We start from the raw sequence: 18852 nt of genomic DNA, 5'->3' as shown, positions 1-18852 counted from the left end.
GTGCGGCGCGGCCGCGAGCTCGGCGCCGCGACCGTGGGCATCGTGGGCTTCGGCCGTATCGGCCAGGGTGTCGCGCGGCGCCTGAGCGGCTTCGGCTCCCGGGTGCTCGCGGCCGACCCGTTCCTTCCCGTCGAGCTCGTGCGGGCGCAGGGCGCGGAGCCGGTCCCGCTCGACGAGCTGTTCCGCGCGGCCGACGTGATCACCCTGCACGCGCCGGGCGGACAGCGGCTGGTCGACGCCGAGCGCCTCGCGGACATGCGCCGCGGCACGGCGCTGGTGAACACGGCTCGCGGCGACCTGGTCGACGAACAGGCGGTGGCCGAGGCCCTGCGCGACGGCACGCTCGCCGGCTACGCGGCGGACACGCTCGACGGCGACACCGCCGCCCACGACAGTCCGCTGCTCGCGGCCGATCTCGTCGACCGCGTGATCGTCACCCCCCACCTCGGTGCGCAGACCACCCAGGCCGTCGACAACATGGGCTCCCTGTCGCTCGACGACGTGATCGCCGTGCTGCGCGGCGCCGAGCCCGCCCACCCCGTGCCCGTTCCCCAGGAGATGCGATGACCACCACCGCCGACACCGCCGCACCCGCCGCGGACACCGCCACCGCCGACTACATGGGGTTCGTGGGCGTGACCACCGCCTCGTCGTCGATCATGAAGGTGTTCCCGCTCTGGGCCGACATCCTCGACCTCCCGACCCGCAGGCTCGTGGGCCACGACCTGCCGATGGACGCCGACCCCGCGCAGTACCGCGCGATGGTGGAGCAGATCCGCGACGACCCCCACCACCGGGGCGCCCTGGTGACCACGCACAAGATGAATGTGTACGCGGCGGCGTCCGACCTGTTCGACGAGCTCGACCCGTTCGCGGTGTCGTGCTCCGAGATCTCCAGCATCGCCAAGCGGGGCTCGCGCCTGTCGGGCCGCGCGAAGGATCCGATCACGGTCGACCTCGCCCTGAACGACTTCCTGCCCGCCGACCACTTCGCCCGCACCGGGGCGGAGGTCGTCATCCTGGGTGCGGGCGGCTCGGGCACCGCGCTCAGCTGGGCCCTTGCGGAGCGCACCGACGCCCCCGCCCGCATCACGGTGACCGCGCGCACGCAGGACAAGCTCGACCACCTGCGCGAGGTGCACCGCCAGCACGGCACCCCCGACGACCTGCTGCGCTACGTGGTGACGGAGACGCCGGAGGAGGCCGATGCGCTGGTGGCGGCGACGCCCGCGGGTTCCGTGATCGCGAACGCCACGGGGCTCGGCAAGGACCGTCCCGGCTCGCCGCTCAGCGACGCGGTCGTGTTCCCCGCGGGCGCGTACGCGTGGGAGTTCAACTACCGCGGGTCGCTGGAGTTCCTGCACCAGGCCGAGGCGCAGCGCGCGTCGCGCGACCTGCACGTGGTCGACGGCTGGCGCTACTTCATCCACGGCTGGTCGCAGGTGGTGGCCGACGTGTTCGAGCTGGAGCTGACGCCCGAGACCGTGGAGCGGCTGGCCGCGGCAGCGGAGTCGGTGCGCTGATGCCCGTCGTGCGCACGGTGCTCGGCGACGTCGACGCGTCGGAGCTCGGGCGCGTGAACTACCACGAGCACCTGTTCCAGGTGTCGCCGCTGCTGCCGGGCGACGAGCTCGACGACGAGCAGGCGTCGGGCGACGAGGCGGCGGCGTTGCAGACGAGCGGCTTCGACGCGATGGTCGACGCCACGCCGTTCGGGCTCGCCCGGAACCCGGAGGCCCTGGTCCGCATCAGCGCGGCGACCGGACTGGGCATCGTCGCGACCACGGGGCGGCACCGCGAAGCCCACTACGGCGACGACCACCCGATGCAGGTGTGGGACGCGGAGCGGCTGTCCGCGCTGTTCGTGGCGGACCTCACCCGCGGCATGCCCGCCTCCGACGACGCGGTGTTCGCCGCGCCCGATGTGCCCGTCGCGACCTCGCCCACGGGCGCCCCGGTGCGCGCGGGGATGCTCAAGGCGGGCATCGACTATTGGCGCATCAGCCCGTTCGAGCGCACGACCCTCGGCGCGGTGGCGGCCGCGCACCGCGAGACCGGTGCCCCCGTCATGGTGCACCTGGAGTTCTGCACGGCGGCGCACGAGGTGCTCGATCTGCTCGCGGCCGAGGGCGTGGCGAGCGATCGGGTCGTGCTCGCCCACGCCGACCGCGACCCCGACCCCGGACTTCACGTGTCGCTCGCGGAGCGCGGCGCCCACCTCGGCTACGACGGCTTCGCCCGTCCGCGCACCCGATCCGACGCGGAACTGCTGGCCCTGACCGCCGCCGTGGTGGAACGCGGCGCGGGCGACCGCATCGTGCTCGGCGGCGACGTCGCCCGGCGCAGGCGGTACATCGCCTACGGCGGGATGCCCGGGCTCGCCTACCTCGGCGACCGGTACCTGCCGCGACTGCGCGACGCGGTCGGCGATGCGGCCGTGCAGCGTATGCTCGTGCACACGCCCGCACGACTGCTCACCCTCGACCACTGAGACCGCGCCGCCCGACGCCGTCTCGTCGCCTCCACCCGAGGAGCCCCCATGACCGAACCCACCATCCTGCACGCCGTCTTCACCGCGAAGCCCGGGGCAGCCGACCGGGTCGCCGCACTCCTGCGGGAGTTCGCCGAGATCGTCCGCGCCGAGGAGGGCAACGTGGTGTTCGACGCCACGCGACTCGTCGACGACCCCGACCGCTTCTTCGTATACGAGGTGTACCGCGACGAGGCCGCGTTCCAGGAGCACCTCGCGGCGTCCGCCGGGGTCCCGTTCAACGCCGCGCTGCAGGAGCTGATCGTCGAGCCGGCCTCGATCCTCACCTTCCTCCGCCGCGTCTGACCCCCTGTCCGAGGTGCGCGCGCGGGCTCCTGTGGACAACCCGGACCGACGCGCCGGCGTTGCACGTACCGTGGCCCGGTGACTCGTCCCCACTCCCTTTCGACGCGCGCCCTCGCCGCCCTCGCCGTCTCCCTCGTCCTGCTCACCGGCTGCACTGCCGATCTGAAACCCTCCCCGTCTCCGACGCCGACCCCGCTGTTCGCCTCGAAGAAGGACGCCTTCGCCGCCGCCGAGGCCACCTATCGCGCCTACAACGACGCCCTAAACCTCGTGGATCCAGCCGATCCAGCCACCTTTGAGGCCGTCTTTGAGAGAACGACGGGCGACTTCCAAGCAGTGGATCGCAAGAACCTCTCCGTGATGCACGCCGAGGAACTGACAGTCTCGGGCGCGAATACCGTCGTGGGATTTCACCCCCTTCGAACGACGGCCACATACGACGAGGTCCGCGCCCGCATCTGTGTCGACGTCAGCTCGGTCCAGATCGTCGATGCACGCGGAGCGTCCAGAGTGGCGCAGGATCGAGCGCCGATCTATGTGGCAGATGTGACGTTCGTCTGGTCCGACGACGCATATCTGATCTCCCGCGCATCGAAGGCAGGTGACTCGTCATGCGGCTGATCGCCTCCGTCGCCTTGGCCTGTTGCCTGCTTGCCTCAGCGTCGGATCACGACGACGGCGAATCAACCGCGGGCACGTCGTTCATGGCAGGCGCAGAGGGACGACAGCTCACCGTCACCGCAACCCAGACCACCCCCGCACCGCGCGGCGAGAGCGCTCCCCCCGGTCGGAAGAACGGCAGCGCCGCGCCGAAGCCGGCCGACCCGTGCGCCACTGTGCCGTACCCGTACAAGGCTTCGTGCGGGATCTACGGTGTCCGTGTCACCAGCGCCGACGGCGACCCGCTCACCATCGCGGATCTCGCCCGGTTCGCTCCCGAGCCGGTCGCCACGGCGGCCGAGCCGGGTGGGGTCGGGGTCGCGGGGCTTCCGACGAACTTCGTCACCGCCGCGACCGCGCACACGCAGCAGGGCACCATCCTCGACCTGGCCGTCACGGTGCGCTTCACCCCTGTCGCGTTCGACACCACGTTCGGCGACGGCACCAGCGCCACCACCGCCACCGGGGGCCGCACCTGGGCCGCCGCCCACCAGCCGCAGTTCACCCCGACTCCGACGAGCCACGTCTACCGCGACCGCGGCACCTACACCGCCGTCACCACGGTCCGCTACACGGCCGAGGTCGACCTGGGCAACGGCTGGTTCCCCGTCGCGGGAGAGCTCTCGGTCGCCGGGCCCGCCCACAGCATCCGCATCTACGAGGCCACGTCCGCTCTCGTCCGCTACACGTGCGACGAGCAGCCCACCGCAGCCGGCTGCTGACTCCCGTCCCGTCGCCGTCGCACGGAGCGTCGACGGAGACCGCCGGGGTGTCCTCCGGCCTCCCCTGCTCAGGTCGAGTCGGCGACGGGCGTGTGCGCGAGGATCAACAACACGGTTGCAATCCCGTCAGCTCGGCAGTCGCGGGTCCCGGAGCGATGCGATCGCCTGGACCAGGCTCTCGTGGATGTAGTCCAACTCCGGCGATGTGAAGCTCGACCAGTCCTCGGCGGTGTCGGCGCCATCCGTGGACCAGGCCTCGTCTTCACCGCTCGTGTCGTCGGTCTGCTCCTGGGCGGCGTGCCGGTAGACCCACCAGAGGTTGCCCGAGGGGTCGACGAACCGTGCGAGCGTGTCACCGAAGAAGTCGGTCGGTGTGGTCACGACGCGGGCGCCGAGGGCGACGGCCCGCGCCAGCGTTGCCTCCACGTCGACGACGTACACCTGGAGGAACCCGGGGGTGAACGGCCAGTCCGGCTTGCGGTCGGCGACCGTGATCATCGAGTCCCCGATGCGCAGCTCGGAATGCAGGATCAGGCCGTCGGTGTCGAGCGTTCGCGCCTGGGGCACATCCGAGGCATCGAAGACCTCGATCACGAAATCGATGATGCGGGCGGCATCGTCGGTCATGAGGAAGGGGTTGACGGTGTTCGACCCGGCAGGAACGGGAGCAGGTGTGGGCATGGTGCATCCTTTCGTTCCGCACAGGATGCCGTGCACCGCGGTCAGATCCTGTCCTGATGATCCTCTTGTCCCGGAAACACGAAGCCCCCCGCCGCAAGGCGAGGGGCTCCGTGGTTCAGCGGGGTGTCACTCGTAGAGCACCGCGGCGATCTTGTCGTCGTCGATGTTGTTCTTGTCGTACCAGTAGGAACCGGTGTCGTAGAACTCCTCGACGTCGTCGCCGTTCGCGGCGTCGTATGCGGCCTGCACGACCTGCGCGCCGATGCCGATCGGGTCCTGCGTGATGGCGCCGGCCATGGTGCCGTCCTTGATCGCGTTGATCTGCGCGGCGCCGGAGTCGAAGCCGACGATGGTGATCTTGCCCTTCTCCAGGCCCAGCTCGTTGACGGCGTTCACGACACCGATCGCGGAGCCCTCGTTGGTGCCGTAGATGCCCTTGAGGTCGGGGTGGGCGGCGATCAGCGTCTTGGCGATGTCGGCCGACTTGAGGTGGTCGCCGTCACCGTACTGGATGTCGACGATCTCGATGTCGGGGTAGTCCGACTCGATCTTCTCGACGAAGCCGTCGCGACGCTCGACACCGGTCGAGTTGATCTGCGAGTGGCCGACGATCGCGACCTGCCCCTCGCCGCCGATCAGCTCGGCCATGTGCTCGGCCGCGAGCGCACCGGCGACCTTGCTGTCGGTCGCGGAGAGGCTCAGGCCCACGTCGCCGTCGCACGGGGCGTCGAAGTAGACCACCGGGATGTCCTTCGACTTCGCCTGCTCGAGCGGGGCGACGCACGCCTCGGGGTCGAGCGCGGCGTAGGCGATGGCGTCGGGGTTCTTGTCGATCGCGGCGGTCAGCATCTCGAGCTGCTGCGCGATCTCGGTCTCGGCGGCGGGGCCCTCGAACGTGATCTTCACGCCGAGCTCCTCGGCCTTCTGCTCCGCACCCTTCTTCACGGCCTGCCAGAACTGGTGCTGGAAGCCCTTCGAGACGAGCGCGATGTACATCTCGCCGTCGCCGCTGCCGCTGCCGGAGCCGGAGCCTTCCTCGATGACGTCGCCGCCACCGCCGGCACAGCCGGCGAACACGAGCGCGGAAGCGGCCACGAGGGCTGCGAAGGCGGTCTTCTTCCCGAATTTCATGAAAACTCCATTGTTTGAGTACGAGCCGGATGGTTCTGTGTGATGCCGGCCAGGGCCGGCTGTGGGACATTCCTGGTGCCTGTGCGGAGGGACTCCGCGGGTCCGGCCGGGGCCGGGTGGGGCGGCGGCGGGCACGGGTTTCGCCGCCGCCCTGGTCTCAGGTGCGCTGCCGGTTGCGCAGCGAGTCGAGGAAGACCGCCAGCAGCACGACCACGCCGACGACGATGTTCTGCCACTCGGTCTGGATCGACATGATGCGCAGTCCGTTCACGAGCACGCTCATGATCAGCGCGCCGATCACGGTGCCGAGGATCGAGCCGCGTCCGCCGAGGAGCGAGGTGCCGCCGATGATGACGGCCGCGATGGCCTGCAGCTCGTACCCGGTGCCGATCTGCGGCTGGGCGGAGTCGAGGCGCGAGGCGATCACGATGCCCGCGACTCCGGTGAAGGCCCCGGCGAACATGTAGATGAGGATCGTCCAGCGGCGCGTGTTCACACCGGAGAGGCGGGTGGCCTCCTCGTTCGAGCCGATCGCGAACGTGTAGCGGCCGAGGAGCGTCTTCGACAGCACCAGCCACGCCACGATCGCGAGGGCGGCCGTGATGAGCACGGCGTTCGGGATGCCGGGGATGATCACGCCGAGCGCGATCTTCTTGAAGTCGGGCGCCGAGGTCGAGAAGTAGATCGGCGCGACGTTCGAGATGACGAGGGCGAGGCCGCCAGCGATCATCATCATCGCGAGCGTGGCGATGAACGGGGGAAGGCGGAGGAACGTGATGTTCACGCCGTTGATGAGGCCCATCAGCACACCGGTCGCGATGCCGCCGATCACGCCCAGCCAGACAGGGAGCCCGAGGTTGGTGACGATCACGCCGGTCATCACGGCGCACAGGGCCATGCCGGTGCCGATCGACAGGTCGATGCCGCCCGTGATGATGACGAACGTGGTGCCGAGGGCGAGGATGCCGATCACCGCGGTCGACAGCAGCACGGTGGCGATGTTGCTGAAGGTGAAGAAGTTGGGGCTGGCGATCGAGAAGAAGATGACCAGCACGATCAGGGTGCCGAAGGCCAGCGACTGCTGGAACTGGCGCTTCAGGAATCCGCCGATGTCGCGCTTGTCGGTGTTCTCGTTCACGGCCGTCTGGATGATGGTCGTCGTCGACCCTCCGGGCTGCTGTGGGGTGCTCATCAGTCTTCCTCCCCGTGGGCTGCGAGTTGCATGATCTTCTCCTGGCTGGCTTCCTCGTTGCGGAGCGTCCCGGTGATGCGCCCGTTCGCGAACACGGCGATGCGGTTCGCGACGCGCAGGATCTCGGGGAGCTCCGACGAGATGACGATGATGGACTTGCCGCTGTCGGCGAGCTGCTGCATGAGGCGGTAGATCTCCTCCTTCGCGCCGACGTCGATGCCTCGCGTCGGCTCGTCGAAGATGAGGATGTCGCAGTCGCGCATCAGCCACCGGGCGATGACGACCTTCTGCTGGTTCCCTCCGGAGAGCAGCTTGACGACCTGGTTGACCGAGGGGGTCTTCACGCGCAGCTGCTGCACGTACTCCTTGGTGCGGTTCTTGGCCTTGCCGTCGCCCATCCAGCCGATGCCGTTGGCGTAGCTGCCGAGCGAGGCGAGCACGGTGTTGAACGTGACGTCCTGTTCGAGCATGAGCCCGAGCAGCTTGCGGTCTTCGGAGAGGTAGCCCACGCCGTGCTTGACGGCGTCGGCGGGCTGGGCGATCCGCGCCTGGCGCCCGCCGATGGTGATGGTGCCGCCGTCGCGGTGGTCGGCGCCGATCACGGCACGGGCGGTCTCGGTGCGTCCCGCGCCCATGAGGCCGGCGAACCCGAGGATCTCGCCCTTGTGCAGCTGGAACGACACGTCTTTCAGGAGGGTCTTCGTCGACAGCCCCTGCACGTCGAGCACGACCGGGTCGTTCAGGTGCTCGCGGGCCTGCGGGCGGGTCCCCTCGTCGATCACGCGGCCGACCATCATCTCGATGATCTTCGGGATCGTGATCTCCGCCTTGTCGAGTGATCCGATGTATGTGCCGTCGCGGAGGACGGTCACGCGGTCGGCGAGGCGCCGCAGCTCGTCCATCCGGTGTGAGATGTAGACGATGCCGGTGCCGCGCGCCTTGAGCTGCTCGATCAGCACGAACAGCGTCTCGACCTCGCTGTCGGTGAGGGCCGAGGTGGGCTCGTCCATGATGAGCACCTTGGCGTTGAACGACAGCGCCTTGGCGATCTCGACCATCTGCTGCTCGGCCACCGTGAGCTCGCCGACGAGCTGTCGCGGGTTGAGGTGGATGCCGAGGCGCTGGAGCAGCTCCGCCGTCTGCGTGTTGAGCTTGCGCTCCGACAGGAACGGGCCGGTCGTGGGCTCGCGGCCGACGTAGATGTTCTGGGCGACGGTGAGGTCGGGCATCAGGTTGAGCTCCTGATGGATGATCGTGATGCCGAGCTCCTGCGCCTGCAGCGGGCTGGTGAGCTCGACCTCGCGGCCCTCGAACGTGATGGTGCCCTCGTCCTTGGTGTAGATGCCGGAGAGGATCTTCATCAGCGTGGACTTGCCGGCGCCGTTCTCTCCCACGAGCACGAGCACCTCGCCCTCGCGCACCTCGAGGTGCACATCCTTCAGCGCCTGCACGCCGGGGAATCCCTTGCTGATCCCCTCGACCCTGAGGATGGGTCCACTCATGCGCTCACCTGCTTCCTTGGAGGTCGTCTCGCGATTGGCGGATCATTCCGCCGTAAACATCGGATCAATTCTGCGTCCTGCACCCGGGCCGGTGCAAGTTGTATCTAAATGTATCTAAAGATCATTCGATCGGGAAGACCTGTAATAACATCTTGATCTCGACCGAGGATCCCGTCGCCGCTGACCCGGCTCAGTGCAGCCGGATCGAGTCGACCGCGACGAGCTTGTCGCGGATATAGGCGTTGGCGTGCGCGCCGAGCTCGTCGTTGTCGGTCCAGAGGTTGCGCCAGATGCCCAGCATGCGACTGAGGTCGGGAGCGACCACCGCCGACGAGAACGACTCGAAGACGATCGGCCCGTCGTAGCCGATGCGGCCGAGCGCCTTGAAGAACGTGTCGAAGTCGACCGTGCCGGTGCCCAGATACCCGCGGTGGCTCTCGCCGATGTGCACGTACCGCAGCGCCGGAGCCGCGTCGAGCACCGGGGCGAACATGTCCGACTCCTCGATGTTCATGTGGTACGTGTCCAGGTGCACGCCGAGGTTCGGGCGGTCCACCTCCGCCAGGTACGCCAGGGCCTGCCGCGCGGTGTTGAGCACGTTGGTCTCATAGCGGTTCACCACCTCGAGCGACACCGAGACCCCGCGCTCGGCGGCGTGGTCGGCGACCCGGGCGATCGTGCGACGGCTCGACGCGAGCCCCTCCGGTGTCACCGGGTCCATGTACTTCTGCATGGCGCTGTAGATCACGCCGCAGAAGTGGGTCCCGCCCAGCTCGGCCAGCACGTCGACCGCGAGCAGCAGCAGCGCCTCACCGGCCGCGACCACATCCGGGTCGGAGCTCGTGACGTCGGTCTCCGCGGAGAGCCCGAGGGAGGCACTGACCGCGAGACCGTGCTCGGCGAGGGCGCCCTTCGCCGCCGCGACGTCGAACGTGAACGGGTCCATCAGCGGGAACTCGATCAGGTCGAACCCGGCCTGCTTCGTCTTCTCCACCGCGAGGCGGATACCGTCGGCGTCGAAGGTTCCGGTCCAGACGAGTCCGTGACAGCCGATGTTCATGAGACCTCTCCCGGCGGGTGTGCGGCACCGTCGCCGTCCGGACTTGGCACGTTCCAATTCCGGGTTCGACACACGTTAGGTCCGACGACGACGGCCTGTCAAGAACTTTCTTGGCACGTTGCAATCCCTCGGCTAGCCTGGTGTCGCCGCCGGGGTCGCCTCGGCCCGTATCGACGAAGGAGACCGATGCCCGCCAGCGTGAAAGACGTGGCCGCCCTCGCCGGCGTCTCCTCCTCGACGGTCTCCAACTACCTCAACCACCCCCACGTGCTCGGGGAGGGCAGCCGGGAGAAGGTGCGGGCGGCCATCGAGCAGCTGGGCTTCGTACCGAACGAATCGGCACGGCAGCTGCGGGCGGGGTCGAGCAAGGCCCTGGCGCTGATCCTCCTCGACGCGTGGCTGCCGTACTTCCACGAGCTGTCCCGCGGTGTCGACGACGTGGCGCGCGAGGGCGGCTGGTCGCTCTTCTTCAGCAACAGCGACCGGGATGCCGACCGCGAGCAGCGCAACATCGACATGTTCGAGGCGCATCGCGTGCAGGGCATCGTCATCTACCCGCTCGGCGACGTGGTGCCGCGCCTGGAGCGACTCGCCGATCGCGGCATCCGCTCCGTCGTGGTCGGGCCGATCCGCGAATCCGCCACCGTCGCCTCCGTGCTGTTCGACGACCGCGCGGGCGGACTGCTCGCCGGCGAGCACCTCGTCGACCTCGGGCGGCGGCGCATCCTCTTCCTGGGCAACCCCGCGGTGACCGAGTCGAACGACCGCCTGGCGGGACTGCGCGACGCCACGGCGGGCACGGGCGCGGAGGTCGAGGTGCGGGAGGTCGGGCACCTCGCCACCGAGGACGGACTGACCGCGGGGGCAGAGATCGTGGCGCAACCCGCGGACGAACGGCCCGATGCGATCTTCGCCGCGAACGACATGGTGGCGCTCGGCGTGCTGACACAGCTGCTGCGGCACGGCATCCGCGTGCCGGAGGACATCGCGCTGGTCGGCTTCGACGACGTGGCCGAGGCGCACCAGAGCGTGGTGCCGCTCACGAGCGTCCGCCAGCCCGGCTACGAGATCGGTCGCGCGGCCGGTGCAGCGCTGCTGGCTCAGCTCGCCGACCCCGCGGCTCCCCCGCCCGCGACCCCGCCGTTCCCCGCCGAGCTCGTCATCCGCGAATCCACCCGCGGCCGCTGACCCGCATCACACCGCACGCACCGTGGGCGCCTGAGCCGGTTCACAACTCCGCAGAAGGGGCGCGCCCGGCGCCGGTACGCGCGGGAGGCCGAGTGTCCCCGCTGTTCCCCTGAGTCGTGAACCGATCGTCAGGCGGAGGGGTGGCCGACGACGCCCTTGCGGAGCAGCGCGTTGCCGTACTTGCGGGTCTCGCCCGTGCGCACCAGGAGATACGCGTCCTGGGCGACGTCGTAGTAGGCGAAACGCTCCACGAACCGGGTCGTGTCGACCGCCGTGCCCGCCGCGTCCATGAGCTCGCGCTGCACGTCGAGCACCTCGCCGTCGGCCGACGCCATCAGGTCGAGGCCGGGCGCATCGTCGAGGGGCAGCACCGTGCGGATCGCCGCGACGACCTCGGGCGTCGTCGTGCCGGGGAGGTCGACCACCCGGGCGCCCAGCCCCCACGCGGGGAAGTGCGCATCGGCGACGACCACGGCGTCGGAGTGCCCCATGCGGTCGAGGTGCAGCAGCAGTTCGCCGGTCAGCAGCGGGTGGATTCCTTCGAGCACGAGGGCTCCTCTCTGGTCAGGCGGGGATGAGACCCTCGGCGGCGAGGTTCTCCCACAGTGCGGACGGGATCTCCCGCGCAGCGTACTCGGCGTTCTGCGTCAGCTGTGCGGGGCGACTGCCGCCCACGACCACCGAGCGCACCACGTCGGACTGCAGCGGGAACTGGATCGCGGCCGCGGGCAGCGGCACCCCGTGGTCGGCGCACACCGCGGCGATGCGCACCAGCCGGTCCCACAGCTCGTCCGGCAGCTGCCCGTACTCGTAGCGTCCGTCGCGCCGCGGCTCGTTCGACGCGAGCAGCCCGGAGTTGAACACCGAGGCCGCCACGATGCCGGTCGAGGTCTCGCGGCACGCCGGCAGCACGTCGACTGCGGCGGGCTGTTCGAGCAGCGTGTACCGCCCGGCGACCATGACGAGGTCGAGGTCGGCGGCCCGCACCGACGCGGAGAGCGCCTCCGACACCATCGAGCCGATGCCGATCGCGGTCACCTCGCCGTCCGCACGCACCTGCTCCAGCGCGGGGAGGGCCTCCGCCAGCGCGAGGTCGAGGTCGTGGCGCTCGGGGTCGTGCAGGTAGAGCAGGTCGATGCGCTCGATGCCGAGGCGTTCGCGCGACTCGTCGAGGCTCGTGCGGATGCCCTCCGCCGAGAAGTCCCACACGCGCTGCAGGGTGTCGGGCACGTGGAAGTCGTTCGCGGTGTCGAGACCGCCCGCGTGGTCGGGGTTGGGGCGCAGCAGCCGTCCGACCTTGGTGGACAGCACGTACTCGTCGCGGGGTTTCGTGCGCAGGAAGGCGCCGAGACGCCGCTCGGACAGCCCGAGCCCGTAGTGCGGCGCGGTGTCGTAGAAGCGGATGCCGCTCTCCCACGCCGCATCCAGCACGGCCCAGGCGTCGTCGTCGGACAGCTCCCGGAACAGGTTGCCGACGTTCGCGGCACCGTAGCCGAGCGTCGGGACGGCCAGGCGGTCAGGCACCGACATGCGCACCCGTCCAGGTGTACTCGGCGATGCTGTCGGTCTTCATCTCCATGCCGGTACCCGGCGCGGTGGGCGCCATGTACGAGCCGCCCTGGATGTCGGTCGGCACGACGAAGTGCTCGTGCAGGTGGTCGACGAACTCGATCAGCCGGCCCTCGCGCGTGCCCGAGACGGCGACGAAGTCGAACATCGACAGGTGCTGCACGGCCTCGCACAGCCCGACGCCGCCGGCGTGCGGGCAGACCGGCACGTCGAACTTCGCGGCGAGCAGCAGGTTCGCGATGTTCTCGTTGACCCCGGCCACGCGCACGGCGTCGATCTGCATGACGGAGATCGCGTCGGCCTGCAGCAGCTGCTTGAAGATCATGCGGTTCTGCGCGTGCTCGCCGGTGGCGACGCGGATGGGCGCCACCCCGCGGGCGATCTCGGCGTGCCCGAGGATGTCGTCGGGGCTCGTGGGCTCCTCGATCCAGGCGGGGTGGAACTCGGCGAGGGCGTTCACCCACTCGATCGCCTCCGATACCTCCCAGCGCTGGTTGGCATCGATCGCGATCGGGAAGTCGGGGCCGCAGACCTCGCGCGCCTTGCGGAAGCGGCGGATGTCGTCCTGCAGGTCGGCGCCGACCTTGAGCTTGATCTGCGTGAAGCCGTCGGCCATCGCCTCGCGCGCCAGGCGCTCGAGCTTCTCGTCGGAGTAGCCCAGCCACCCCGGGCTCGTCGTGTAGCCGGGGTAGCCGGTGGCGAGCAGCTGCTGCTCGCGCTCGGCGCGGCCGGGCTCGGCGGCGCGGAGGATGTCGAGCGCCTCGTCGCGGGTGAGGGCGTTGGTGAGGTAGCGGAAGTCGACCAGGTCGACCAGCTCCTCCGGCGTCATCCGGGCGAGGAGCTGCCACAGCGGCAGGCCCGCGCGCTTGGCCTTGATATCCCACAGCGCGTTGATCACGGCGCCGATGGCCATGTGCATGACGCCCTTCTCCGGCCCGAGCCAGCGCAGCTGCGAGTCGCCGATGATCTCGCGGAAGGTGCCGCCCATGTCGTCGAGCAGCGGCTCGAGCTCCCGGCCGACCAGGTGCCCCGCGAGGGCGTCGATCGCAGCCACCTGCACGTCGTTGCCCCGTCCGATCGTGAACACGAACGCGTGCCCCTCGATGTCGTCCTCCGCATCCGTGCGCACGATGACGTACGCGGCGGAGTAGTCGGGGTCGGGGTTCATCGCGTCCGACCCGTCCAGGCTCAGGGACGTAGGGAAGCGGATGTCGGTGGTGTCGAGGGCGACGATACGGCTCACGGGATTCCTCTCCATGCACGGGACTTCTTCCGTGCGGATCCCTTGGAGTGTAAACATCCGATGTCTATACTGTCAACGAGACCGGCCGCCGCAGAGCGGCTTCCCGAACGATCAGGAGAATCATGAAGTTCGCGCGGCTCGGCACCCCTGGGGCGGAGATCCCCGTCCTCGTGGAGGGTGACCGCTACCTCGACCTCCGCCCACTGACATCCGATGTCAACGGCGACTTCCTCGCCGGAGACGTCGCCGCCCGCGTCGCCGCCGCGCGCGACGCCGGAGAGCTCCCCGAGCTGCCCGACGCCGCGGGGATGCGCATCGGCGCCCCCATCGCCCGCCCCAGCGCGGTCATCTGCATCGGCATGAACTACGCCGCGCACGCGGCCGAGTCCGGCTCCGAGCCGCCGACCATCCCGATCATCTTCCTCAAGACCCCGAACACCGTGGTCGGCCCGAACGACACCGTCACGATTCCGCGCGGCAGCGAGAAGACCGACTGGGAGGTCGAGCTCGGCATCGTGATCGGCGCCCGCGCCGCCTACCTCGACTCCCCCGACGAGGCGATGGCGCACGTCGCCGGCTTCGTCGCCGCGAACGACGTGTCGGAGCGCGACTTCCAGATGGCGGTGTCGGGCGGGCAGTGGTCGAAGGGCAAGATCGGGTTCGGCTTCAACCCCACCGGACCGTGGCTGGTCACGCCCGACGAGGTGGACCACCGGGCCCTCGGCCTCCGCAGCTTCGTCAACGGCGAGCCGCGGCAGCACTCGAACACGAGCGACATGATCTTCCCGGTCGAGCAGATCGTGCACCACCTGTCGCAGTACGTGACGCTGGAGCCCGGCGACCTGATCCTCACCGGCACCCCGCAGGGCGTGGCCCTGTCGGGCAAGTACCCCTATCTCGCCCCGGGCGACGTGGTGGAGATCGAGATCGACGGCCTCGGCCGGCAGCGACAGGAGTTCGTGGCATGGGAGGCGCAGAAGTGAGCGGAACGATGGACGGCCTGGTGGCGATCGTCACGGGCGGAGCCTCCGGCATCGGCGCGGCGATCGCCCGCCGACTGCACGACGACGGCGCCACGATCGCCGTGCTCGACCGCGACACGACGAACGCCGACGAGCGCTTCGCCGCGTTCACCGCCGACGTGTCCGACCGCGCGAGCGTCGACGCGGCCGTGGCCGCGGTCGCCGAGCGCTTCGGCCGCATCGACATCGTGGTCAACAACGCCGGCATCGGCGCGCAGGGCGACATCGCCGCGAACGACGACGACGAGTGGGCGCGCGTGCTCTCGATCAACGTGACCGGCATCGCCCGCGTGACCTCGGCCGCACTGCCGTGGCTGCGGAAGTCGCCCGCCGCCGCCGTGTGCAACACCGCGTCGATCGCCTCCACCACCGGCCTCCCGCAGCGCGCGCTCTACTCCGCGTCGAAGGGCGCCGTGTCGGCCCTCACCCGCGCGATGGCCGCCGATCACCTGCGCGAGGGCATCCGCGTCAACGCCGTGAACCCCGGCACCGCCGACACCCCCTGGGTCGGGCGACTGCTCGACACCGCCGCCGACCCCGAGGCCGAGCGCGCCGCCCTCGAAGCACGACAGCCCCACGGACGGCTCGTCAGCCCGGACGAGGTCGCCGCGGCCGTCGCCTACCTGGTGGGACCGGGCGCGGGCTCGACCACGGGCACTTTCCTCGAGGTGGACGGCGGGATGGCGCAGCTGCGGCTCCGCCCCGAGTGACCTCGCACCCTCCCCGACGAGAGGGCCCGGCGACTCCCTGAGACGCCGGGCCCTCTCGCGTGCGGCCTGAGGTGCGGAGTCGGTGCGGGATCGAAAACGTGCCGCGCAGGAGCTTCGGGGGTGACATATCGCACGCGCACCGCGCGACGGGATGGGGCGGACGGGGCGGGGGGGTCAGAGGCCGTAGAACGCGGCGGCGGTGTCGTGGAAGAGGGCGGCCCGGTCGATGCCGCGGGAGTCCGCCCACGTCGAGACCGCGTCGGCCCAGCGGCTGCGGGCGGTCGGCTGATACGTCGACGGGGCGTCCGAGGCGGCGTCCGTGCGGGCCGGGCCGACCGCGGAGACCGGCCAGTCGGTACCCCACATCAGGCGCTCCGGCCCGAAGACGTCGGCCGCGGTGTCCAGGAACGGCTCGAGCTGCACGAGGCTCCAGTCACCACCCGCCTCCGCCGGAAGACCCGACACCTTGCAGTACACCTGCGGGTGGCGTGCGAGCTCGGCGAGGTCGCGCTCCCACTCCGCGGTCGGGGCCAGCGGAGCGTGCGCGGTGCCGACCGCGGGCTTGCCGAGGTGATCCAGCACCATGCGCAGCTCGGGGATCGCGGCGGACAGCCGCGCGACGTCGGGCAGCTGCCACGACCGCACGCACGCGTCGAACGCCCAGCCGTGGGCCGCGACCTCTCGCGCGCCCGTCACGAACGCGGACGACAGCGCCACCGCATCCGGCTCGTCCTGCAGGATGTGCCGCACGCCCACCACCAGCGGCTCCGCCGTGAGGCTCTCCAGGTGCACGGTCGTGTCGGTGCCGCGGTCGAGTCGGGCACCCGCGACGATGCCGACCACCCCGAGCCGCTCGGCCTGTCCCGCGACCCACCGCACCTCGTCGAGCTCGTCGTCGACCGCGGTGCCCGCCTGCACGAAGATCGCGCGCTCCTCGGTCGACCCGTCGATGCGGGCGCTCTCGATCTCCTCCGCGGCGAACCGCCCGGCGAGGGGCCCCTCCAGCCACGAGTAGGTCAGAACCTCCGGGTCCCACAGGTGCAGGTGCGAGTCGAGGGTGCGCATGCCCCCATCCTGCCGTAGACATCCGATCACTGTGCAAGGATGACGCCATGGCTGTCACTGACGAGGCGATCGAGAAGATCAAGGCGATGATCGTGTCGGGCGAACTGGCGCCCGGCGATCGCCTGCCCCCGGAGAAGGAGCTGTCCGAACGACTCGGGCTCTCGCGCAACTCGATGCGCGAGGCGGTCAAGGCGCTCGAGGTGATCCGCGTGCTCGACGTGCGCCGCGGCGACGGCACCTACGTCACGAGCCTGGAGCCGCATCTGCTGCTCGAGGCGATCGCGTTCGTGGTCGACATGCACGACGACGACTCGATGCTGGAGATGTTCGCGGTGCGGCGGATGCTCGAGTCGCAGGCGACCGGGCTCGCCGCGACGCTCGGCAGCGAGGAGGCGATCGCGGCCGTGCAGGAGGAGGTCGCCGGCATCGACGCCGGCGTGAGCATCGAGGAGCTCGTCGACCACGACATCCGCTTCCACCGCGACATCGTGGCGATGGCGGGCAACGCCTATCTGGCCAGCCTGATCGAGCACCTGAGCAGCCAGACCGTGCGGGCTCGCGTGTGGCGAGGGCTCACCGAGGGCGGCGCGGTCGAGCGCACGCTGTCGGAGCACCGCGCGATCGCCGACGCCATCGCCCAGCGCGACTCCGCTCTCGCCACGTCGCTCGCCACGGCCCACATCGCGGGCGTGGAGCGCTGGCTGCGGCAGGCCGCGACCGCCTGAGCCGCACCGCGACGGAGCGAGCGGGGCGGGTCAGGCTCCCAGGCGCACCATGGCCGCGTCGAACTCGGCGGCGGAGGCGTCGCTGACCGGGTTCGACAGCACCTGGTCGAGCACGTCGGGGGCGGCGGTGAAGTAGGGCACGCCGGCGCGTCGGAGGCCGACCAGATCCTCCGCCGACCGCAGCGACGCGGCGAGCACGTTCGAGTCGGTCCCCGCGCACATCTCCTGCATCCGCGCGATCACGACCTCGCCGTCGACGCCCGCGTCGCGCATCCGGCCGAGGTAGGGCGCGAGGTACCGGGCGCCGATCGCGGCGCCCGCGAGGGCCTGCGCCACGGAGTACACGGCCGTGACGAGCACGGTCGCCCCGTCGCGCACGAGGGCGGACGCGGCCGCGAAGCCGTCGGGCGTGGCGGGGACCTTCACCGCCACCCGGTCGCCCAGCGCCCGGATGCCCTCGGCGTTGCGCAGGAAGGAGGCGGTGTCGCCGCCCCAGGTCTGGAAGAACACCTCGCGGGCACCCTCCTCGACCCATCGGGCGTAGAGGTCGGGGATCTCCGCGGCGGTGCGGCCGCCCCGTTCGAGGATCGTGGGGTTGGTGGTGACCCCGTAGACCACGCCCGCGGCGAGCAGCCGGGAGACGCGGTCGACGTCGGCGCTGTCGACGTACAGGCGGGGCGCGATCGGGGTCATCGGGGTCTCCTCGCGGGAACCTGTCGTTACAGGTTCGGTTTCGGCTAATGTAATGACAGCTCCGAGCCTAGTCAACGCCACCGGAGCGCCCGCGCTGTCGAGGAGGATCAGGAGCGAGATGACACCCGCACACCCCGGCGACCGCACCGGCGTCGTCATCGTCGGCAGCGTCACGGCCGACGTCACCACCTTCTCCGGTCGGCTGCCGGCCCGCGGCGAGACCATCCTGGGCGACGAGTTCACGCTCATGCTCGGCGGCAAGGGGGCGAACCAGGCGGTCGCGGCCGGACGCTCCGGTGCACGCACGAGCTTCGTCGGCTGCGTGGGAGACGACCTGTTCCACGACCTCGTGGTGGACGGGCTCACGGCCGCCGGTGTCGACCTCACCCACCTGCGCACGGTCCCCGGCCCCACGGGCATCGCGCACATCCGCGTCGACGCGTCGGCGCAGAACGACATCGTGATGGTGCCGCTCGCGAACGCCGCGCTCAGCACCGCGCAGATCGACGAGGCGCTCACCGCCCTCGCCCCCACCACGTCCGTCCTGCTGACCCAGCTGGAGACGCCGTCGGCGCTGACCGCCCACATCACGGCCCGCGGGCGGGAGCACGGCATGACCGTGATCCTCGACCCCGCCCCCGCCGCGGAGCTCCCGCCCGCCCTCTGGCGCAGCATCGACATCGTCACGCCCAACGAGACCGAGGCGTCGCTCATCAGCGGCATCGAGGTGACCGACGCGGCGTCGGCCGAGCGCGCGGGCCGCTGGTTCCTCGCCCAGGGCGTGGGCGCCGCGGTCGTCACGCTCGCCGGACAGGGGTCGTGCGTGGTCACCGCGGAGGGCGCGACGGTCGTC

Annotated in this window: 21 protein-coding genes; 11 read left to right on the top strand and 10 right to left on the bottom strand. The window is 70.5% G+C overall.

All coding sequences use genetic code 11. From position 1 onward, the window contains the following. The 6 genes from DW299_RS08075 to DW299_RS08050 form a co-directional block, all read left to right on the top strand. On the top strand, positions 1–567 hold a 567-nt coding region (locus tag DW299_RS08075), incomplete at its 5' end, for a 2-hydroxyacid dehydrogenase (RefSeq protein ID WP_275090582.1). Then, positions 564–1523, top strand: coding sequence for a shikimate dehydrogenase family protein (locus tag DW299_RS08070; RefSeq protein WP_136036284.1), 960 nt, complete (start codon positions 564–566; stop codon positions 1521–1523). The genes DW299_RS08075 and DW299_RS08070, both read left to right, overlap by 4 nt. Next, on the top strand, positions 1523–2491 hold the full coding sequence (locus DW299_RS08065; protein WP_136036283.1) for a phosphotriesterase family protein: 969 nt from the start codon (positions 1523–1525) through the stop codon (positions 2489–2491). Before DW299_RS08070 ends, DW299_RS08065 begins: the two co-directional genes overlap by 1 nt. A 48-nt stretch (positions 2492–2539) precedes the next feature. After that, positions 2540–2836: a putative quinol monooxygenase gene (locus DW299_RS08060; RefSeq protein WP_136029484.1), complete on the top strand. Its 297-nt coding sequence runs from the start codon at positions 2540–2542 to the stop codon at positions 2834–2836. Positions 2837–2914: 78 nt separating this feature from the next. Continuing rightward, entirely contained in the window at positions 2915–3457 is a 543-nt protein-coding gene (locus tag DW299_RS08055) for a hypothetical protein (protein ID WP_136036282.1), read from the top strand. Positions 3458–3540: 83 nt separating this feature from the next. Further along, positions 3541–4218 (top strand): hypothetical protein, encoded by a 678-nt coding sequence (locus tag DW299_RS08050; RefSeq protein WP_205814353.1) that lies wholly within the window; start codon positions 3541–3543, stop codon positions 4216–4218. A 126-nt stretch (positions 4219–4344) separates the two neighbouring features. On the opposite strand, the gene DW299_RS08045 is transcribed toward DW299_RS08050, so the two are convergent. The 5 genes from DW299_RS08045 to DW299_RS08025 form a co-directional block, all read right to left on the bottom strand. Beyond that, a complete protein-coding gene (locus tag DW299_RS08045) occupies positions 4345–4899 on the bottom strand; it encodes a VOC family protein (protein WP_136029480.1) in 555 nt (184 codons plus the stop codon). Positions 4900–5025: 126 nt separating this feature from the next. Then, entirely contained in the window at positions 5026–6030 is a 1005-nt protein-coding gene (locus DW299_RS08040) for an ABC transporter substrate-binding protein (RefSeq protein ID WP_136029478.1), read from the bottom strand. 157 nt (positions 6031–6187) lie between these two features. Further along, a complete protein-coding gene (locus DW299_RS08035; RefSeq protein ID WP_205812648.1) occupies positions 6188–7222 on the bottom strand; it encodes an ABC transporter permease in 1035 nt (344 codons plus the stop codon). Beyond that, the gene (locus DW299_RS08030) at positions 7222–8724 is read right to left on the bottom strand and encodes a sugar ABC transporter ATP-binding protein (RefSeq protein ID WP_136036281.1); all 1503 of its coding nucleotides are present in this window, start codon (positions 8722–8724) and stop codon (positions 7222–7224) included. Before DW299_RS08030 ends, DW299_RS08035 begins: the two co-directional genes overlap by 1 nt. Positions 8725–8914: 190 nt before the next feature. Further along, positions 8915–9784, bottom strand: a complete 870-nt coding sequence (locus DW299_RS08025) for a sugar phosphate isomerase/epimerase family protein (protein ID WP_136036280.1) — start codon at positions 9782–9784, stop codon at positions 8915–8917. Positions 9785–9970: 186 nt separating this feature from the next. On the opposite strand from DW299_RS08025, the gene DW299_RS08020 reads away from it, so the two are divergent. Continuing rightward, the gene (locus tag DW299_RS08020) at positions 9971–10972 is read left to right on the top strand and encodes a LacI family DNA-binding transcriptional regulator (protein WP_136029472.1); all 1002 of its coding nucleotides are present in this window, start codon (positions 9971–9973) and stop codon (positions 10970–10972) included. A gap of 128 nt (positions 10973–11100) precedes the next feature. On the opposite strand, the gene DW299_RS08015 is transcribed toward DW299_RS08020, so the two are convergent. Genes DW299_RS08015 through DW299_RS08005 form a run of 3 tightly spaced genes read right to left on the bottom strand, consistent with a single transcriptional unit; the run spans position 11101 to position 13784 of the window. Then, entirely contained in the window at positions 11101–11520 is a 420-nt protein-coding gene (locus DW299_RS08015) for an RbsD/FucU family protein (protein ID WP_136029470.1), read from the bottom strand. Between the two features lie 16 nt (positions 11521–11536). Then, a complete protein-coding gene (locus DW299_RS08010; protein WP_136036279.1) occupies positions 11537–12502 on the bottom strand; it encodes an aldo/keto reductase in 966 nt (321 codons plus the stop codon). Next, the gene (locus tag DW299_RS08005; protein WP_136029466.1) at positions 12489–13784 is read right to left on the bottom strand and encodes an L-fuconate dehydratase; all 1296 of its coding nucleotides are present in this window, start codon (positions 13782–13784) and stop codon (positions 12489–12491) included. The genes DW299_RS08010 and DW299_RS08005 overlap by 14 nt, the downstream gene beginning before the upstream one ends. A 122-nt stretch (positions 13785–13906) precedes the next feature. On the opposite strand from DW299_RS08005, the gene DW299_RS08000 reads away from it, so the two are divergent. Together DW299_RS08000 and DW299_RS07995 are read left to right on the top strand one after the other, a co-directional pair. Continuing rightward, positions 13907–14767 (top strand): fumarylacetoacetate hydrolase family protein, encoded by an 861-nt coding sequence (locus DW299_RS08000; RefSeq protein ID WP_136036278.1) that lies wholly within the window; start codon positions 13907–13909, stop codon positions 14765–14767. After that, positions 14749–15516 (top strand): SDR family NAD(P)-dependent oxidoreductase, encoded by a 768-nt coding sequence (locus DW299_RS07995; protein ID WP_136036277.1) that lies wholly within the window; start codon positions 14749–14751, stop codon positions 15514–15516. The genes DW299_RS08000 and DW299_RS07995 overlap by 19 nt, the downstream gene beginning before the upstream one ends. 174 nt (positions 15517–15690) lie before the next feature. Here the strand turns inward: DW299_RS07995 and DW299_RS07990 are convergent, their stop codons facing one another. After that, positions 15691–16581, bottom strand: a complete 891-nt coding sequence (locus DW299_RS07990; protein WP_136036276.1) for an amidohydrolase family protein — start codon at positions 16579–16581, stop codon at positions 15691–15693. Between the two features lie 47 nt (positions 16582–16628). Here DW299_RS07990 and DW299_RS07985 point away from each other — a divergent pair, with 47 nt between their 5' ends. Then, entirely contained in the window at positions 16629–17306 is a 678-nt protein-coding gene (locus tag DW299_RS07985) for a FadR/GntR family transcriptional regulator (RefSeq protein ID WP_136029458.1), read from the top strand. A gap of 30 nt (positions 17307–17336) precedes the next feature. On the opposite strand, the gene DW299_RS07980 is transcribed toward DW299_RS07985, so the two are convergent. Next, entirely contained in the window at positions 17337–17999 is a 663-nt protein-coding gene (locus DW299_RS07980; protein WP_168442788.1) for a transaldolase family protein, read from the bottom strand. A gap of 118 nt (positions 18000–18117) precedes the next feature. Between DW299_RS07980 and DW299_RS07975 the strand changes: the two genes are divergently transcribed. Next, the coding region (locus DW299_RS07975) for a ribokinase (protein ID WP_136036275.1) at positions 18118–18852 on the top strand (735 nt) is incomplete at its 3' end.

The sequence above is a fragment of the Microbacterium sp. K35 genome (assembly GCF_004794375.1).
Classification (GTDB): domain Bacteria; phylum Actinomycetota; class Actinomycetes; order Actinomycetales; family Microbacteriaceae; genus Microbacterium; species Microbacterium sufflavum.
Note: the sequence above shows the minus strand (reverse complement) of the source record. Positions and strands in the feature narration are given on the sequence as shown.

Bases quoted from the DNA above. Each gene is read 5' to 3' on its own strand.
- DW299_RS08070 (WP_136036284.1), top strand. From the start codon at position 564: ATGACCACCACCGCCGACACCGCCGCACCCGCCGCGGACACCGCCACC.
- DW299_RS08065 (WP_136036283.1), top strand. From the start codon at position 1,523: ATGCCCGTCGTGCGCACGGTGCTCGGCGACGTCGACGCGTCGGAGCTC.
- DW299_RS08060 (WP_136029484.1), top strand. From the start codon at position 2,540: ATGACCGAACCCACCATCCTGCACGCCGTCTTCACCGCGAAGCCCGGG.
- DW299_RS08050 (WP_205814353.1), top strand. From the start codon at position 3,541: ATGGCAGGCGCAGAGGGACGACAGCTCACCGTCACCGCAACCCAGACC.
- DW299_RS08045 (WP_136029480.1), bottom strand. From the start codon at position 4,899: ATGCCCACACCTGCTCCCGTTCCTGCCGGGTCGAACACCGTCAACCCC.
- DW299_RS08040 (WP_136029478.1), bottom strand. From the start codon at position 6,030: ATGAAATTCGGGAAGAAGACCGCCTTCGCAGCCCTCGTGGCCGCTTCC.
- DW299_RS08035 (WP_205812648.1), bottom strand. From the start codon at position 7,222: ATGAGCACCCCACAGCAGCCCGGAGGGTCGACGACGACCATCATCCAG.
- DW299_RS08030 (WP_136036281.1), bottom strand. From the start codon at position 8,724: ATGAGTGGACCCATCCTCAGGGTCGAGGGGATCAGCAAGGGATTCCCC.
- DW299_RS08025 (WP_136036280.1), bottom strand. From the start codon at position 9,784: ATGAACATCGGCTGTCACGGACTCGTCTGGACCGGAACCTTCGACGCC.
- DW299_RS08020 (WP_136029472.1), top strand. From the start codon at position 9,971: ATGCCCGCCAGCGTGAAAGACGTGGCCGCCCTCGCCGGCGTCTCCTCC.
- DW299_RS08010 (WP_136036279.1), bottom strand. From the start codon at position 12,502: ATGTCGGTGCCTGACCGCCTGGCCGTCCCGACGCTCGGCTACGGTGCC.
- DW299_RS08000 (WP_136036278.1), top strand. From the start codon at position 13,907: ATGAAGTTCGCGCGGCTCGGCACCCCTGGGGCGGAGATCCCCGTCCTC.
- DW299_RS07995 (WP_136036277.1), top strand. From the start codon at position 14,749: ATGGGAGGCGCAGAAGTGAGCGGAACGATGGACGGCCTGGTGGCGATC.
- DW299_RS07990 (WP_136036276.1), bottom strand. From the start codon at position 16,581: ATGCGCACCCTCGACTCGCACCTGCACCTGTGGGACCCGGAGGTTCTG.
- DW299_RS07985 (WP_136029458.1), top strand. From the start codon at position 16,629: ATGGCTGTCACTGACGAGGCGATCGAGAAGATCAAGGCGATGATCGTG.
- DW299_RS07980 (WP_168442788.1), bottom strand. From the start codon at position 17,999: ATGACCCCGATCGCGCCCCGCCTGTACGTCGACAGCGCCGACGTCGAC.